The organism is Luteimicrobium sp. DT211 (assembly GCF_049844995.1).
GTDB lineage: Bacteria > Actinomycetota > Actinomycetes > Actinomycetales > Cellulomonadaceae > Luteimicrobium.
Genome location: NZ_JBNCMC010000001.1, coordinates 735,500 through 751,792 on the forward strand (window position 1 = coordinate 735,500; position 16,293 = coordinate 751,792).

Here is a 16,293-nt window from a genome sequence, read left to right on the forward strand (position 1 = left end):
GGGCGAGCGAACGTCCGGTGAACGGGACCGGAACACCCCCGGCGTCCGCGGCTGAACATCCGGCGGCTGGCGCATGCAGGTCACCGGCCGTCGGGGCGCGCCGGTCGTGGGCGGCGTCAGAAGGGCGGGTCGTCGTCCGGTGGTGCGCCGGGGTCTTCCGGCCGGGTTCGGCGGGTGCGCGGGCGTGCCCGGTGGGTCTCGACGCCGTGTGGTTCGGGACGCGCGGATGCTCGACGGCCCTCGGAGGCTGGCGCGTCCTTGTGGTCCGGGTCGGTGACGTGGGGGCCGACGTTGTGTTCGTGACCGGTTGGTGATCGCCAGGTTACGACGCCGGTCACGGGGTCGCGGGTCGTCGACCAGCCGCCGTGGGTCTTGAGGTTGTGGTGATGCCGGCACACGGGGTGGAGGTTGTCTGCGCGTGTCTGGCCGGTCCCGCCCGATAGGCCGGTCCCGCCGGACGCGCCCGCACGGTTCGCCGGCCCGCCGCCCGATGGGCCGGTGTCGCTGACAGTGCCGTCGCCGGATGGTCCGGCGCCCGTTCGGTCGTGGTCGAAGGGTTCGACGTGGTCGAGATCGGCCCGCCACGCCGGTATGCCGCAGCCGGGGAACGTGCACGTCGCGTCCCGGACCCGGACCAGGTCGCCCAGGACCGTCCCGGGCCGGTAGGTGCGGCGTGAGACGTCGGACGCGATCCCGGTCACGGGGTCGGTCACGATCCGCTGCCAGGTCACGTCCTGGCCGGTCGCGAGCCGGCGGGCGAGGTCCGCGGGGATGGGCCCGAACCCGGTCAGGTCCCCGGGCAGGTCGTCCAGTCCGAGCAGCGTCGACGCCGCCACGGTGATGTGCACGACCGTCCGCACCGTCGGCGCGGTCCACCCAGCCACGCGCGTCGCGTCACGCAACGGGTCGACAAGCTCGCCGGTGGCACCGTGCGGTCTCGCGCCGTCGGGGCTCGCGCTCGCGCTGCTCGCGGCGTCGGAGCTCGCCAGTTCGGGGCCGCCCGTGAGCCCCGCAGCCCCGACCGATCCGAGCGGGCCGGTCTGTGCGCCCGGTGCGCCCGGGCCACACACCAGGACGGGACGGGCACCACTGAGCAGGGCGACGAGGGTGTCGGCGCGGACCTGGTCCAGGGTCCGGGACTCACCGGGCGTGCGGTGCGCCGCGACGGCGAGCGCGTCCAGGCCCGCGCGGGCACGGGCGGCGTCAGCAGCGGGCAGCAACGCCGTCAGATACGCCATGCACTCCCCGGCGGGTTCGAACCGCACGTTCCGGTCCCCGCGGGCACGCGCGCGGCGCCGCGCACCACCGTCCGGGTCGAACGCCACCACCGCGCGGCGCAGCCGCTCCCGCAACCGGGTCGCGGTCAGCCGGGTCGCCGGCCCGTCGAACCTTCGCCCGTCCTGCGAGTCCGACCCTTCCCGCGAGTCCTGCCCGTCCTGGCCATCAGTGCCGTCGGCGCCTACGACGAGGTCCGCGACCACGGTCCGGCGGTGCTCACGCGGAAGGTCCACGCACCCCTCGACCAGAACCCGGGCCCGACGATCATCGATCCGCCCCACCGCGAGCGCGTCCGCGACCTCCGGCAGCTCCGCGAGCCCCGACGCGAGGCCGAGCAGCCCCTCCGCTCCCCGCCGCGTCACACACAACCGCGCCCCGACCGCTGCGGCCGCACCATCGACCGCGGCACTGGACCCACCCGCACGGTCCGCGAGCTCACCCGCCGCACGCGCCTGCACCGCCAGCGCCCACGACCTCAAACGTTCCGCCGCCGCGACGACCTCGACCAACGCGTCGTCGGTCACGTCCGCCACGTCCAACCCGGCGAGTACCTGGGCCAGCTCCGGGCCCGGGACCACGTCCTCGAGGCCCTCCAGCGCCGCGTCCGTGAAAGCAGCGACGGGGTCAGCGCCCTCGAGATCCGCACTTCCGGGATCACCACCATCGAGCGGAACCGGCGCAGCCGATGCCACGACCAGCTCCAGCGGCGCAGCCGGTGTAGCGCTCACGGCCTCGGCCTCGGCCTCGGCCTCGGCCTCGAGCGAAGCGTCCGGCCCCTGCGTGGCGCCACCGCGCTCGGGAGCTCCGACCGGCTCCTCGACCGCGCCGTCGAGCGACCCCAACGCCCGGCGCAACGCCCCCTCCAGCACCGACTCCGCGTCGGCCACCACCGCATCGGCCACCGCATCGGCCACCGCCGCGTCCGCCATGGCGTCGGCTGCATCGGCACCGGCCACCGACGCCCCACCCGCCTCGGACCCGCCCCGGGTGCCCGCGCCCGGGTAAGCGACGTCGTCGGGCGGGCAGAACGGAAGCCGGGCCGCGGCCTCGCCGCCCCCGACCCCCTCACACCCGCCCGTCGATTCGAACACGTGTTCGATTCTGCCATGACCCACCGACACGCACCACCCCCGCGCCCGCATCCGAACGGACGCCGGGGCGCACACGAGCTCCGCGCCACCGCGCCCTGATCGACGGGCTTGACGCCGTACGACCGGGAGATGTCCGGCGGGTCGCCAGACTGCCAGGGTCGACGGTCCTCGCCGGATACCCTCGGCTCCATGCCGCTGATCGCCGTCGAGGGCCGTGCCACCCGCTTCCACCGTGCTGAGCGGGGAACCGTGACGGTCTCTGTCGCGTTCTCCGGCGACTCTCGCGAGGTGGCCCTCGACCTCGCGCAGCGCGCGCACGCGGACCTGGTCGCCGACGCGAAGGCGCACGTCGGCGAAGGACGTGCGACGTGGTGGGGCGCGGACGGGGTGGCCGCGTGGACCTACCACGAGTGGGTGAAGCCGAAGCCGCACCTGGACGCCCAGAAGGTCCGGCGGTTCCGCGCGGGCTCGAGCGTGCGCGTGAAGTTCTCCGACTTCGCGGCGCTCAGCGCCTGGAGCGCGAGCGTGGTCCAGCGGTCGGGCATCGACCTCGACGGCGTCGACTGGGCGCTGACGGACGCCACGCGGATCGGCCTGACCCGGGAGGTTCGTCGCGCGGCCGCGCTCGACGCCCGGGACCGCGCCGCGGAGTACGCCTCGGCGCTCGGCCTGAGCGAGCCGCGGCTCGTCACCTTCTACGAGGCGGGGCTCCGGCCGCACGTCGGCAGCCGGCAAGGCCCGGCGCTCGTCGCCCTCCGTGGCGCGGCTGCGGGCGGCTCCGGTGACGCAGGCTTGGAGCTGCGGCCCGACGACATCGAGGTGACGGTCGCCGTCTCCGCGGACTACGAGGCGGACTGAGCGCGGATCCTCGGCTACGCCGTCGGGCGGGCAGCTACGCCGTCGGGCGGGCGGCGCGGTGCGCCGGGCCCGACGCCCGGCGCACCGCGTGAACCGCTGCTACTTCACGTACCCCACGGTCTCGGGGAGCGGGCTGTAGAAGATCGTCGCGCCGACGTTCGCGAGCCCCTTCTTCACGCCGTAGATCGACGGGCCGGAGAACAGCGGCAGCATGCCGTAGAGCGCGAGCTCCTTCTGCTCGACGGCGTTCGCCTGAGCGACCTGCTCGGTCGGGTCGGCGATCGTGCTGACCTTCGCGATCTCCTTGTCGAGCTCCGGAGTGCCGACGCCGGTGATGTTGTTCTCGCTCGTCGAGCCGTAGAAGTCGGACAGGCCGAACGAGCCGTACGGGTCCATGGAACGGTTCCCGGAGAGGATCGCGTCGAACTTGCCGCCGTTGATGGTCGACGACCACTGCGCCGGGTCGATCGTCTTGATGTTGAGCTTGATCCCGGCCTTCTTCTCGGATGCGACGAGCGAGGACGCGACCGCCTTGTCGAGGGGTTCGTCGCCGTACAGGATGTAGTCGAGCGAGAGCTCCTGGCCGTCCTTGCTGCGGATGCCGTCCGAGCCCGCCTTCCACCCGGCGGTGTCGAGGATCTTGCTCGCCTCGTCCGCGGACGACGTCAGGACCTTCGAGACGTTGTCCTGGTAGCCCTTCTGGAAGTTGTAGTACAGCGCCGACCCGGGCAGCGGCTCGCTGTAGTCGAGGCCCTGGAACTCGATCTTCGCGATCTGCGCGCGGTCGACCGCCGCGAGGACGGCGTGGCGCACGTCCGCGTCCTTCAGGATGGGCGACTTGCCGTTGAGGAACAGCGAGTACTCGAAGGGGCTGCCGCCCTGGCGCACCTCGGAGCCCGGGACGTCCTTGATCTGGTTGAGGCTCTCCGCGTCGTTGACGCCGACGTAGTCGGTCTGGCCGTTCTTGAACGCGTTGATCTGGGCCGGTGTCGACGAGAGGTCGAGGTAGATGCGCTTGTCGAGCTTGCCGGTCCGGCCCCACCACTTCGGGTTCCGGACGAAGATGATCTTCTTCGAGTTCGGGTCGTACGACTGGACCGTGTACGGGCCCGCGCCCCAGGCCGGCTCGAGCTTGTTCGAGTAGGCGCTGTTGAAGTTCTCGACCGTGGCGGCCTTCGGGTTGATGAACGTCGAGAAGAGCGACGGCCAGGCGGTGTACGGGGTGGAGAAGGTGACGACGGCCTGCTTGGCGTCGGTGCCCTGCTTCACGGACTCGATCTGCTCCCAGCCCGCCGTCGAGCCGATCTGGTACGCCTTGTTCGAGCCGTTGTTGACCTTCCAGGTCTGCTCGATGGAGTGCCAGTCGATCGGCGTCCCGTCGTTGTAGACGGCCTTCGGGTTGATCGTGATCGTGACGACCTGCTTGCCGTCGACGGTCTTCGCCTCGGCGCTCGTGTAGTAGTCCTTGTTGATCTGGACGTCGCCGGTCGGGGAGAACGTGATCGCGTCGGGGTTGTACCAGGCCCACACGCGGGAGCCGGTGAGCGAGGTGTTGACGTTCCAGGGCAGGCCCTGGGTGTCGTCGCCGTCGAACGAGCCGGCCGTCGTGTACGTGCCGCCGTCCTTGAGGTTCTCGTACGGCTGCTCGTTGAAGTCGGCTTTGCCGAGCAGGTCGGTCGAGCCGGTGCTGCCGCTCGAGGCGGAGTGGCCCGAACCGCTCGAGCAGGCGGCGAGCAGGAAGCTCGCGGCGGCGACGGCGGCCACGCTGGGAAGGATGCGCTTTCTCATGGGTCTCCTACGGCGGGAAGGGGTGGGGTACGGGGTCACGCGGCGGTGGCGACGTGGCAGGCGACGCGCTGGGCGTCGTCTCCGACCGGCGTCGGCAGGAGCGTCTGCGGGTCGTGGCACTGCCGCTGCCGGTCGGCGGGCAGGGTCGCGTACAGCGGACATCGGCTGCGGAACACGCAGCCCTCGGGCTCGCGCTCGTCGCCCACCTCGCCGGTCAGGACGACGCGCTCGCGCGCCCGCTCGACGCGGGGGTCGGGCACGGGGCTCGCCGACAGCAGCGCCTGTGTGTACGGGTGCCGGGGCCGCTCGAACAGCTCGGCCGTCGGCGCGGTCTCGACGATCGTGCCGAGGTACATCACCGACACGCGGTCGGAGAGGTAGCGCACCACGGAGAGGTCGTGCGCCACGAGCACGTACGCCACGTCGAGCTCGTCCTGGAGCCGCACCAGGAGGTTGAGGACGTCGGCCTGCACGGACATGTCCAACGCCGACACGGGCTCGTCGAGGATGACGACGCGCGGGTTCAGCGCGAGCGCCCGGGCGATGCCGATCCGCTGGCGCTGCCCGCCCGAGAAGGCGGCGGGGAAGGAGTCGACGGCACGGCGCGGCAGACCCACGAGGTCGAGGAGCTCGTAGACCCGCGTCCGCACCTCGGCCCGGGTGCGCCCGGCGGCCCGCAGCGGCTCGGCGAGCACGTCGTAGACGGTCAGCCGGGGGTCGAGCGAGCCGGTCGGGTCCTGCATGACGAGCTGGACGCCCGAGCGGAGGGTCCGGCGCGTGGCGGCGTCGAGGTGGTCCTCGAGGCGCGTGCCGAGCAGCTCGACCTCGCCCGCCTCCGGGGGCCGCAGCTGGAGCACCTCGAGCACCGTGCTCGTCTTGCCGCTGCCCGACTCGCCGACGAGCCCGTGCGTCTCGCCCTCGAACAGGTCGAGGTCGACGCCGCGGACCGCCGTGTGCGTGCCGATCGTCCGCCGCAGCACCGACCCCTTGGTGATCGGGTACGTCTTGACCAGGCCGCGGACGTCGAGCACCCGCTCGCGCGCCGTCGTCGGCAGGGCACGGGCGGGCGCGGGACCGCGCTCGAACAGCCGACCGACCTCGAGCACGCCCGACGCGATCTCGCCCGCGCGGACGCACGCGCTCGCGTGGCCCGGCCCGGTCTCGACGAGCGCGGGCTCGCCCTCCAGGCAGGCCGCCGACGCCGCGGGGCAGCGCGCCGCGAACGGGCAGCCCTCCGGCTCCGCCGCGAGCTGCGGCGGCTCTCCGGGGATGGCGAGCAGCGGCTGCCGGTCGCCCGTCGACGCGGACGGGACCGCGCCCATGAGGCCGATCGTGTACGGCATCCGGGGGGCGTCGAACAGCTCGTCGACGGGCGCCCGCTCCACGACGCGGCCCGCGTACATCACGGCGACGTCGTCCGCGTAGCCCGCGACGACGCCGAGGTCGTGCGTGATGAGAAGGAGCCCGGCCCCGGTCTCCCGCTGGGCGGTCCGCAGGACCTCCAGGATCTGCGCCTGCACGGTGACGTCGAGCGCCGTCGTGGGCTCGTCTGCGATGAGCAGGTCCGGGTCGTTCGCGATCGCGAGCGCGATGACGACGCGCTGCCGCATCCCGCCGGAGAACTCGTGCGGGAACGACCCGGCACGCCGCTGGGGCTCGCGGATCCCGACGAGGTCGAGCAGCTCGACCGCCCGCCGCGCCGCCTCCGCCTTGCTCACCCGCTGGTGCACCCGGACGGCGTCGGAGAGCTGGCGGCCGACGGTGAACATGGGGGTCAGCGCGGACAGCGGGTCCTGGAAGACCATGCCGATCCGGTCGCCGCGCACCCGCGACAGCTCCTTGTCGCGGAGCCCCAGCAGGTCCTGGCCGTCGAGCTGGACGCGCCCCGAGAGCGTCGCCGACCCGGGCAGCAGGTTGATGACGGCGCCGGCGGTGGCCGACTTGCCCGACCCGGACTCGCCGACCAGGCACAGCGTGCGGCCCGCCTCGAGGTCGAGGTCGACGCCGCGCACGGCGTGCACCGGGCCGTGCTCCGACTGGAAGGTGACGCGCAGGTCGCGCACCGAGAGAAGAGTCATCGCCGCCCTCCCGCGACCGACGTCGGGTCGAAGGCGTCACGCAGACCGTCGCCGATCAGCGTCACCGAGACCGTGAGCAGCACCAGCACCGTGGCCGGCGCGAGGAAGACCCAGGGGGCCGTGGTCAGCGAGGTCGCGCCGTCCTGCAGCATGACGCCCAGCGACACGTCCGGCGCCTTGATGCCGAAGCCGAGGAACGACAGGGACGTCTCGGTGAGCACCGTCGCGACGACGCCGAGCGTGACGTTCACGACGAGCAGCGAGCCGAGGTTCGGCACGATGTGCCGCAGGATGATCCGCATGGGCCGGACGCCCTGGAGCTCGGCCATCTTGACGTAGTCGCGCTCGCGCAGCGTGGTGGACACCGACCAGACGACGCGCGCCGTCCCCATCCAGCCGAACACGGACAGCACGAGGATGAGCGCCCGCCAGTCGCCGCCCGCCCGGTTCGACACGAGCGCGAGGATCAGGAACGACGGCACGACGAGCAGGAAGTGGATCACCGCGAGCGCCACGCGCTCGACGCGCCCGCCGAGGTACGCGGCCCCGGCGCCGATGATCGCCGAGAGGGCGATCGTGATGACGGAGACGGTGACGGCGATCACGAGCGAGCGGCGCAGGCCGTGCACGACCTCGGCCAGGATGTCGTTCCCGCCGGTCCCGGTGCCGAGGAGGTGCTGGCCGCCGGGCGGCTGGGTCAGCGCCGTGAAGTCGGGGTCGGCGTAGCCCCAGGACGTGAACACCTGGCCGACGAGGCTGAACAGCACGAGGAGCACGAACACGACGAGCCCGACGACGGCGGCCCGGTTGCGCAGGAAGCGCCTCAGGTAGACGCGCCCACGGCCCAGCCGGACGAACTCGACCGCGCCGTCGTCGCCCTCGGCGAGGACCTCCGCGACGCTGGGCGTCGCGAGCGCGGGGTCGGCCTGGTCGACGGACCCCGACGGTGGCAGGACGCTCATCCGAGCCTCACTCTCGGGTCGAGGAGCGCGGTGGCGACGTCGGCGAGGATGGCACCGATCGCCGTCATGAGGGCTCCGAAGGCCGCGACCGCGACGACGCCGTGCACGTCGTTCTTGCTGAGCGTGAGCGAGAAGTACTCCCCCATGCCGTGCCAGCCGAACACGCTCTCGGTGATGACCGCGCCCGTGAAGATCGCCGGGATGCTGAACGCGACGGAGGTGGCGGTCGGGATCAGCGCGGCCCGGAGCGCGTGCCGCCGCACCGCCTGGGCCTGCGTGAGACCTGTGGCCCGCGCCGTCCGGACGAAGTCGGCGTCGATGGTGTCGAGCAGCAGCGAGCGCTGCGTCAGGTGGTAGCCGACGTAACCGAGCAGCGTGAGGGAGATGGTGGGCAGGACCAGGTGCTCGATCCGGTCGACGACGGTCGGCATCAGGCCGGTGACGTCCGGCGAGCTGGCGTCCGTGACGTAGAAGACGCGGTGCCCGACGGCCTCGTTGATCTTGATCGCCCCGAAGACGAGGAGCAGCGCGAGGACGGCGGTCGGGATGTTGTAGAACAGGATCGACACGCCCTGCAGGATCCGGTCGGTCGGCCGGTACTGGCGGATCGCGCTCACGACGCCGAGCCCGACGCCGATGACGACGGAGAGCACGGTCGCGAGCAGGACGAGCTGGCCGCTGACGAGCACCCGGTACCCGATCTCGGCGTTCACCGAGCCACCGGTCGGCGAGCGGCCCCAGTCGAAATGGAGCACGACGCCCTGCAGCCAGTCCCACCAGCGCGAGAACAGCGAGGTGCGGGGGTCGAGGCCGTACGGGGCGAGCGCGTTGTCGATCTGCGCCTCGGGCGGGATCGGGCGGGTCTCGCGGTAGTTGGAGCGCGGATCGAGGAAGAGGCTTGCCAGGACGAAGGTCACGTTGGTCGCGACCACGATCATGGCCACCCACACCACGATCCGGCGGGCGACGAGCTTGAGTATCGGACTGCTCCTGACTTGGTGCTGCGCGAGACTTCCAGGGGTCTCCCGGACGCCTCGCGCGAGGTGTGCTACTCGTCGGTAACCTTCGCAGGGCACGTGGGCCTCCGAGGGTGACCGCCCGGAATCCGGGTCAATGTAACCGAATGTTGCCATTGGCTACGTTTCCGTCCGCGGTCGGCAGGTTTCGGACACGTGAAATCTCGCCGCCGGGCGGTACTGTCACCGCGCAGACGGCGGAGGAGGTCGAGGGTGAGCGTGACGCACGCGGCTTCCCCGCGGCCGGGCGCGGTCCCGCCCGTCCCCGTCCAGCTCGACCTGTTCGACGGGCTGCCCCTGGACCCCGGCAACGACGCGAACGCCTGGGGTGTCGCGGCACCGGTCTCCCCCGCGCCGTCGTCGCCCGAGCCGGACGCCCAAGCGGCCGCCGGCCCGACCGGGCTGCGCGGCGCCGACGCGCTGCTCGCCGTGCAGGGCATCGACCGCCTCCTGCTGAGCGACGCGTTCACCACGCTCGCAGGGCACGACCGCGCGTCCGCCACGCTCACGAACGTCCGGCTCCACGTCGAGGTGCGGCTCGACGGCGCCGGGCACGTCCTGACCGTGGCGTCGGCGATCGAGCGCGAGGTCCGCCGGCTGGAGTCCGCGGTCGCCGCCGCCGGAGCTGCGCCGTCGGACGCCGCGCTGGCGGGGGCTGTCGCGGCCGCAGGACCCCAGTCGAGCGGCCCGGGCGGGCTGCGGGTCGCGGGCGCGAGCGGCAGCGGGGGCGCGCTCCTGCTCGTCCTGGAGCCGGTCGGCCCGACGACGCCGCTCACCCGCTGGCCGCGTCTCTCGCTCGCGCTCGCCGCGGCCGCCGTGGCGGACCGGGGCTTCCGGATCGCCGACGGCTCCGGGCCCGAGCTGACGGTCGAGCTGGCCCGGCAGCGCTCCCGCGCGGTGGCAGGCGGGCTCCCCGACGAGGCCGTGACGATGATCCTCGTCGGGCGGCAGTCCGGCGTCACGCGGCAGGTGCGCGTCGTGACGACGGGCGACTGAGGCCGAGGCGCCCGAGGTTCACCCGTCGATCCTGTGCCCTCGCGTTGACAGTGCTGAGCGACGGGCCACACGATGGTGAGCGGCCGAGTGTGACCTGCGTCACTCCGACCCCGCTCGCCTGGCCGTGCCCCCTCTCGCGTCCCCGCGCCTCGCGCCCCGCGCGCCACATCCCTTCATCTCGTCTCACTCTCGATGGGGAGAGCTCATGCGCACCTCCACGAAGCTGGCGGCGGCGTTCGGCGCCGTCGCGCTCGCGTTCGCGACCCCGGCCGCCGTCGCCTCCGCGCACGGCAAGCCGGCACCGACCCCGAACCCGGTGGTCCAGTCCGACCAGCTCGCAGCACCGTTCAACCTCGACCTGTCGTTCGGCAAGGTCTACTTCGCCGACGGCGGCCTCAACATCGTCGGCACCCTCGGCGCAGGCGGTGCACCGGTCCCGATCGCGACCGACCAGCCCGGTACCTCGGGCGTCGCGCGCTCCGGGAGCTACCTGGCGTTCACCACGACCGTCACGAACGAGGAGACGTTCGAGAACTCGGCCAGCGGCCTCAACATCTGGGGTCCGCTGGGCAGCCGCGTCTACGCGGACACGCACGCGTTCGAGGTGACGAACAACCCCGACAAGGTCAACCACTACGGGGTCACGAACCCGAGCCAGTGCGTCACCGACGCGCTCACGGCGGCCCAGTTCCCCGTCTCCTACACCGGCCAGGTCGACTCGCACTCCTACTCGGTCGCGTCGTACGGGCGAGGCTTCGTGGTCGCGGACGCGGGCGCCAACGCGCTGTGGAAGATCAGCTCGACCGGCCAGATCAGCACGCTCGCGGTGCTCCCGCCGCAGCCGCACCGCATCACCGCGCCCGAGGCGACGGCGCTCGGACTGCCGGCCTGCGTCGTCGGCGTCACGTACGCGTTCGAACCGGTCCCGACGGACGTCGAGGTCGGGCGCGACGGCGCGCTGTACGTCACGACGCTGCCGGGCGGGCCCGAGGGTCCGCAGCTCGGTGCGCGCGGCTCGCTGTGGCGCGTCGACGGCCGCGGGCACGTCTCGCAGGTCGCGACCGGGTTCCTCGGCGCGACCAACCTGGCCATCGGCTCGCGCGGCGAGGTCTACGTCGCTGAGCTCTTCGGCGGCCAGATCTCCAAGGTCGACCACGGCCGGGTCACGCCGTTCGTGACGCTGCCCGGCGTCGTCGCCGTCGAGACCGCCCGCGACGGCTCCGTGTGGGCCGCCACGCTCGCCAACGACGACCCGCCGGCCCCCGGCACGATCGTCCAGATCACGAAGGGTCACACCCACTGGCGCGGCTGGATCCACCGCTGACCAGCGCTCCCGCGAGGTAGCGCCTTTCGCCCGAGGTAGCACGAATTCCGCGCTAGCTCGGGCGAAAGGCGCTACCTCGCGGGACTCGCGCGTGTACAGCCTTGTACATCCACGTACAAGGTGCGACGGTAGAGGCCATGAACGCCCTGACCGCCAGCGAGGCCCGCGCAGCGCTCCCGTCGATCCTCGACCGCGTCGAACAGGGCGAGGAGGTCACGATCACGCGTCACGGCCGGGCGGTCGCGGTCGTCGTCCGGCCCGACCTTCTCCGCGCGCGCCGCAGGTCCGACGTCTGGGACGAGGCCGACCGGATCGCCACGCTGCTCGACGCCGCCCGCCGGGCTCCGGCGACGACGGCGCCCGGCCTCACCCCCGGCCGCGCCGACGAGCTCGTCGCCCGGATCCGTGCGGACCGGAACGCACGCTGACGTGACGACCGCCTTCGACGCCGACGTCCTCGTCTACGCCGCGGCGCCCCTGCACCCGCTCGGCGCACGGGTCGCGCCGCTCTTCAGCACCACGCCCGACGACGGCCCGGTCGGCGTCGGCTCGCTCCTCCTTCTCACCGAGGTGCTCGCCAAGCCGCTCCGACAGGGATCGGACTCCGACGAGGCGCTGACGCTGATCAGCTACCTCGGCCGCCTCGACCTGCTCCCCGTCGACGCGCCCACCGCTCGACTCGCCCTAGCGCTGGCGGTGAGATACGGGCTCCGCGCCGCGGACGCCACGCACCTGGCGACGGCGGTCGCGGTCGGCGCGGACCGGTTCCTCACGAACAACCGCAAGGACTTCCCGCGCTCGATCACCGAGCTCGACGTCGTGTACCCGGACGACCTGCCTGCGCCGTGAGTCGTGCCCGTCGCGTGTTCAGGACCTCGGGGCGACCCACTCGATCGTGTGCAGCAGGTCCCGCGACGGCCGGCTGACGCCGTTGTTGTGCCGCGGCGTGGCCTTCCTCCCCCAGGCGTCGTCGCCGAGGAACGCCGGCACCCCGAACGGGAGGTCGCCGCGCGGGATCGGCGCGTAGTCGGACTCGCGGAACGACGTCCCGTAGTTCGGCAGCGCGACCCCGGCGGCGCCGTCGGGGTCGGGGTCGGGGGTGACGATGCCGCGCAGCCGCGGGATCGCGGCGTGCCAGGCGGTGAGCAGCGCGGACGCGCTCCGCGAGGACGGGTGCGGCACGCGCTCCACGTGCACCCCGGCGGGAAGGTCGGCCCAGAGGTCCAGCGCGGCCTGCGCCTGCCCGCCGAACGCGACGACCGCCTGCAGCTGCGGCCCGGTGATCAGGTCGAGCAACGTGGCACGCCACGCGACCTGCTCGGGCAGCGGCAGCACGTCGGTCAGGGCGTCGTCGGCCTTCGACGGCAGCAGCGCGTAGGCGTAGGCGTTCACGCACACGTACGACGACGTCAGCCCCAGCTTGGTGAGGAAGCCCTGGACCCGCTGGCCCGCGTCGCCGACGAGGGTGCGGTGCGCGACGCGCTCGGTCGGACCGGGGTCGGACGCGAGGCACAGCACGCGGGCGGACCGGTCGAGCCGGCCGCGGTACAGGATCGGCCCCCAGTCGAACCAGAACAGGCCGGCGTGGGCCGCGTACGACGGCAGCGTCGCGAAGTGCTGCGCGACCGCGGCCGGCGGTCCCGGGTCGAAGCCGGGCTGGGTGCTGGTCATGGTTCCTCCTCGATCCGCGGACGTCAGGCGTCCCCGAGCACCTGCGCGCAGAAGCGCAGCAGGTCGACGTTGCCCTCGAGCACGTCGCGCTTGGTCATCGTGTACGGGCGGCCGCCGACGCCCAGGTCCTCGAGCGGGACCCCGTCGGCCGCCGCCGAGCGGACGGCCCGCCGGACAGCGACCGTCAGGCCGCACCCCTCGGGCAGCGCGGGGAGCGGCTGGTCGGTGCCGTCGAGGGCGTCGCGCAGCTGCGCGTACGTCCACACGGTCGCGCCGCCTCCGCCCGTGGCGTGCGCGCCGGGCCCGGCGCCGACCGCGACGAGCGGCCCGACGCCGTTGTCCACCCAGCCCGCGGCGAACAGGTCGCCGGACGAGTAGGTGGTCGCGTCGACGACGGCGACCGCCCGCCCGGGAAAGGCGCGGTCCCGGTCGCGGCACCAGGCGGGGTCCGTGACGGGCAGCGGCTGCGAGTACACGTCGCCCGTCGTGACGGCGTCCTGCAGCGACGGGCTCCACGCCTCGAGCTCGAGCCGGTTGAACGGGCTGTCCGCCATCTGCCGGGTCAGGGGTGTCGCGAGCAGGCTGAACCGCGCGGGCAGGACCGGGCCGTCCGTGAAGAGCTGGAGGAGCCGCTCGGCCGCCCATACGAGCCCGCCCGGGTTGCCACGCAGGTCGACGACCAGCCGCTCCGGGGGGAGCCCGCGGAGCAGCGCGGCGACCTCGTCGAGGTACGCCTCGTCGTCCTGCACGTCGAACGACCACAGCCGCAGGTAGCCGGTGCGGTCGTCGAGCGCGCGGGCGGTCACGACGTCCTGCATCGGCGCGGCGGCCGTCCGGTCGGCGTGCCACAGGTCGCTGGAGAACTGCATCTTCTTGGCGCGACGCACCGCCTCGCCGGCCGGGTCGATCGCGAGCTTGCGCGCGAGCCGAGCGTCGCGGACGGCCGTCGCCGCGCGCCCGGGGGCGAGCACCCGCCAGGCGAACCGCGCCTCGCGCACGGCCCCCAGCCCGCCGCGCGTCCCGACCGGCCGGTAGCCCACGTCGACCCACCACTCGTCGGGCGGTGGGCCGTAGTCGAGCGCCCGGAACGTGAGCGACTCGAGCGCCCGCGCGCGGCGCGCGTCCGGGCGGCCGCCCGTCTCGGCGTCGGCGTGCCGCTCGACCGCGCGGGCGATCGGCACGGCGTTCCACGACACGACCTCGGCGCCGGGCGCGAAGCCGTCGGGCATGCCGCCCGTCCCCCCGGCCGCATCGGTCTTCGAGACCACGAACGTCGGCCTCGGGCCGTAGGCCTCGACCAGGAACGGGAGCGCGGCGACCCGGCCGTGCAGCGGCGTCGGGCCCACGTACCGGGTGTGCCGGTCCCGTAGCCCCGCGACGATCCGCGTGAGCGTCAGGTGGAGCTCCGCGTCGCTCAGCTCCCCCGCCCGACGACGCAGCAGCGCCAGCGCCTGCACCGGGTCGGTGGCGTAGGCGGCGCACTTGGCGGGCAGGTGGGCGTACACGCCGTCGAGCACGGTCACGAGCGCGTCGATCACCTGCAGGCGTTCGCCGCCGTCGAGGCGGGACGCGGCCGCGAGGCGCGGCGCGACGTCGGCGAGCAGCGTGCCGCGCGCGTGGTCGTCCGTCGTCATCGCCGCGTCCTACCGGTAGTACGCCGCGAGCCCGTCGAGCAGGCCGCCGTGGAACCCGCGGCCGTGCACCGAGGCCAGCCAGTCGGCGTCGTGCACGAGGGACTGCACGGGCGGCACGACGACCTGGCCGAGGTCGTGCGGGAGCCCGCCGACCGGGCCCACGCCGGTCGGCATGTCCAGGGCGAGCTCGAAGCCCGGGCCGGCCCCCGGGTCGGCGTCACCGAACGCCGACGCGCGCTCCTGCGCCGCCTGGATCTCGTGCTTCGGGTCGGCGCGCACCGCCTCGAGCCGGGCGGTGACGTGCTCCCAGGTCCAGGGGGTCGCGCCGTCGGTCGGGTCGGTCAGGACCAGCCCCATGTCGCGGGATCCGACGCGGACAGCGGTCGGCTCGGGCGACGCCGCGGGGCCGGCGGCGGCGAGCGCGCCCCTCAGGACCGCCGGCTCCCCGTAGACCGGGCGCCCCGCGACGGTCACGAGCCGGACGTCGTCCTCGGTCGCCCGCACGAGCGCCCCGTACGGGTTCGCGCGGGCCGTCGCGTCAAGGACGAGCAGGTCCGCGAGCGCCCCCGGCTCGAGCCGGCCGACCTGCCGACCCCAGGCGCGGAAGAGTACGTCGCCGGGTGCGGACGTCACCATGCGCGCGAGATCCTCGTCGGCGAGACCCCAGCCGAGGTGGTCGCTCACGAGCCGCGCGGCCTTGAGCTCCCCGAGCACGTTCTTGCTGCCCGACGGCGCCCAGTCGGCCCCGAGGCAGACGCTGAGCCCGGCGGCGCGCGCGGCGGGGACGTCGGTGGTCTGGCCGTACAGCCACAGGTTCGAGAAGGGGCTCCACGCGACCGCGCCGGCGTCGGTCCAGTCGGCGAACCGGCCGCCCGGGACCGAGGTCGCGTGCACCGCGACGAACCGGGGCTGCAGGCAGCCGGCGGACTCTGCGTCGTCGTACTCGCGCGCCACGATGCTCCCCCGCTGCCCCTCGCCGCAGTGGTAGACGAACGCGGAGCCGGCGCGCATCTTGTTGGCGCGGTCGGCGAGGACGGCGGGCGTCGCCGTCAGCACCGACGCGAGCACGAGGTTGCGGTTGCCGGTGCCGAAGGACTCGTCGTCGACGTTGCGCACGAGCCAGCCGTCGCGGGGCCGGTTGCTGGGCGGTGAGCCCTGGATCGACGTCGTGCCGCCGACGAGCGCCTTGACCTCGACGTACGCGAGCAGCTCGGCCGGGCAGGCGGTGATGAACGCGTACGCGGGCCACGTCGTCGACGCCGCGTACGACGCCGCGCGCGGCCACGCGTCGTGGTGCGCCCACGGCGTCGTGCGGGTCGGCTCGGTCCAGAGCGGGAGCGTGTTGTAGGCCAGGTGGTTGTGCAGGTCCACGAGGCCGGGCAGGACGAGCGAGTGCCCGACGTCGACGACCGGCGCGCCGCGGAGCTCCGCCGGCCCTCTCGCGGTCCCGTGGGTGACGGCGGCGATCGTGCCGTCGTCGCGCACCCAGACCCGTCCCGTGAACGCGGCGGGACCGGAGTCGGCCATCGTCACGATGCGTCCGTGGATCGCCCAGCCCGACATGTGCGCCTCCCTCGGCACAGCACTCCTTGACGGG

At 73.6% G+C, this 16,293-nt stretch carries 13 protein-coding genes; 5 read left to right on the forward strand and 8 right to left on the reverse strand.

Annotated features, from left to right (window positions below; translation table 11 throughout):
• Positions 1-116: 116 nt before the first annotated feature.
• Positions 117-2,369: a DUF222 domain-containing protein gene (locus tag ACLQ14_RS03330; protein WP_425809852.1), complete on the reverse strand. Its 2,253-nt coding sequence runs from the start codon at positions 2,367-2,369 to the stop codon at positions 117-119.
• Between the two features lie 189 nt (positions 2,370-2,558).
• Here ACLQ14_RS03330 and ACLQ14_RS03335 point away from each other — a divergent pair, with 189 nt between their 5' ends.
• The gene (locus ACLQ14_RS03335; RefSeq protein ID WP_425809854.1) at positions 2,559-3,227 is read left to right on the forward strand and encodes an SIMPL domain-containing protein; all 669 of its coding nucleotides are present in this window, start codon (positions 2,559-2,561) and stop codon (positions 3,225-3,227) included.
• A 99-nt stretch (positions 3,228-3,326) separates the two neighbouring features.
• Here ACLQ14_RS03335 and ACLQ14_RS03340 read toward each other — a convergent pair whose 3' ends face one another.
• The 4 genes from ACLQ14_RS03340 to ACLQ14_RS03355 are packed head-to-tail and all read right to left on the reverse strand — an operon-like array spanning position 3,327 to position 8,993.
• Positions 3,327-5,015, reverse strand: coding sequence for an ABC transporter family substrate-binding protein (locus ACLQ14_RS03340; RefSeq protein ID WP_425809856.1), 1,689 nt, complete (start codon positions 5,013-5,015; stop codon positions 3,327-3,329).
• Positions 5,016-5,050: 35 nt separating this feature from the next.
• Positions 5,051-7,093, reverse strand: coding sequence for a dipeptide ABC transporter ATP-binding protein (locus ACLQ14_RS03345; protein WP_425809858.1), 2,043 nt, complete (start codon positions 7,091-7,093; stop codon positions 5,051-5,053).
• Positions 7,090-8,055 (reverse strand): ABC transporter permease, encoded by a 966-nt coding sequence (locus tag ACLQ14_RS03350; protein ID WP_425809860.1) that lies wholly within the window; start codon positions 8,053-8,055, stop codon positions 7,090-7,092. Before ACLQ14_RS03350 ends, ACLQ14_RS03345 begins: the two co-directional genes overlap by 4 nt.
• A complete protein-coding gene (locus ACLQ14_RS03355; RefSeq protein WP_425810192.1) occupies positions 8,052-8,993 on the reverse strand; it encodes an ABC transporter permease in 942 nt (313 codons plus the stop codon). The genes ACLQ14_RS03350 and ACLQ14_RS03355 overlap by 4 nt, the downstream gene beginning before the upstream one ends.
• Before the next feature lie 291 nt (positions 8,994-9,284).
• On the opposite strand from ACLQ14_RS03355, the gene ACLQ14_RS03360 reads away from it, so the two are divergent.
• The 4 genes from ACLQ14_RS03360 (at position 9,285) to ACLQ14_RS03375 (ending at position 12,240) form a co-directional block, all read left to right on the forward strand.
• Positions 9,285-10,067 (forward strand): hypothetical protein, encoded by a 783-nt coding sequence (locus tag ACLQ14_RS03360; RefSeq protein WP_425809862.1) that lies wholly within the window; start codon positions 9,285-9,287, stop codon positions 10,065-10,067.
• 205 nt (positions 10,068-10,272) lie between these two features.
• Entirely contained in the window at positions 10,273-11,391 is a 1,119-nt protein-coding gene (locus ACLQ14_RS03365; RefSeq protein ID WP_425809864.1) for a ScyD/ScyE family protein, read from the forward strand.
• A 137-nt stretch (positions 11,392-11,528) separates the two neighbouring features.
• Entirely contained in the window at positions 11,529-11,819 is a 291-nt protein-coding gene (locus ACLQ14_RS03370) for a type II toxin-antitoxin system Phd/YefM family antitoxin (protein ID WP_425809866.1), read from the forward strand.
• Position 11,820: 1 nt separating this feature from the next.
• Positions 11,821-12,240, forward strand: coding sequence for a type II toxin-antitoxin system VapC family toxin (locus tag ACLQ14_RS03375; protein WP_425809868.1), 420 nt, complete (start codon positions 11,821-11,823; stop codon positions 12,238-12,240).
• Between the two features lie 18 nt (positions 12,241-12,258).
• Here ACLQ14_RS03375 and ACLQ14_RS03380 read toward each other — a convergent pair whose 3' ends face one another.
• From ACLQ14_RS03380 to ACLQ14_RS03390, 3 genes are read right to left on the reverse strand one after another with little or no spacing between them, the layout of a single operon-like run.
• Positions 12,259-13,062 carry a hypothetical protein gene (locus ACLQ14_RS03380; RefSeq protein WP_425809870.1) on the reverse strand — a complete coding sequence of 268 codons (804 nt, stop codon included), beginning with the start codon at positions 13,060-13,062 and terminating at the stop codon, positions 12,259-12,261.
• Between the two features lie 23 nt (positions 13,063-13,085).
• Positions 13,086-14,696: a S41 family peptidase gene (locus ACLQ14_RS03385; protein ID WP_425809872.1), complete on the reverse strand. Its 1,611-nt coding sequence runs from the start codon at positions 14,694-14,696 to the stop codon at positions 13,086-13,088.
• Positions 14,697-14,705: 9 nt separating this feature from the next.
• On the reverse strand, positions 14,706-16,277 hold the full coding sequence (locus ACLQ14_RS03390) for an amidohydrolase family protein (protein WP_425809874.1): 1,572 nt from the start codon (positions 16,275-16,277) through the stop codon (positions 14,706-14,708).
• Between the last annotated feature and the right edge of the window lie 16 nt (positions 16,278-16,293).

Coding starts and splice junctions, on each gene's coding strand:
- ACLQ14_RS03335 (WP_425809854.1), top strand. CDS start 2,559: ATGCCGCTGATCGCCGTCGAGGGCCGTGCCACCCGCTTCCACCGTGCT.
- ACLQ14_RS03385 (WP_425809872.1), bottom strand. CDS start 14,696: ATGACGACGGACGACCACGCGCGCGGCACGCTGCTCGCCGACGTCGCG.
- ACLQ14_RS03340 (WP_425809856.1), bottom strand. CDS start 5,015: ATGAGAAAGCGCATCCTTCCCAGCGTGGCCGCCGTCGCCGCCGCGAGC.
- ACLQ14_RS03380 (WP_425809870.1), bottom strand. CDS start 13,062: ATGACCAGCACCCAGCCCGGCTTCGACCCGGGACCGCCGGCCGCGGTC.
- ACLQ14_RS03355 (WP_425810192.1), bottom strand. CDS start 8,993: ATGATCGTGGTCGCGACCAACGTGACCTTCGTCCTGGCAAGCCTCTTC.
- ACLQ14_RS03345 (WP_425809858.1), bottom strand. CDS start 7,093: ATGACTCTTCTCTCGGTGCGCGACCTGCGCGTCACCTTCCAGTCGGAG.
- ACLQ14_RS03365 (WP_425809864.1), top strand. CDS start 10,273: ATGCGCACCTCCACGAAGCTGGCGGCGGCGTTCGGCGCCGTCGCGCTC.
- ACLQ14_RS03350 (WP_425809860.1), bottom strand. CDS start 8,055: ATGAGCGTCCTGCCACCGTCGGGGTCCGTCGACCAGGCCGACCCCGCG.
- ACLQ14_RS03370 (WP_425809866.1), top strand. CDS start 11,529: ATGAACGCCCTGACCGCCAGCGAGGCCCGCGCAGCGCTCCCGTCGATC.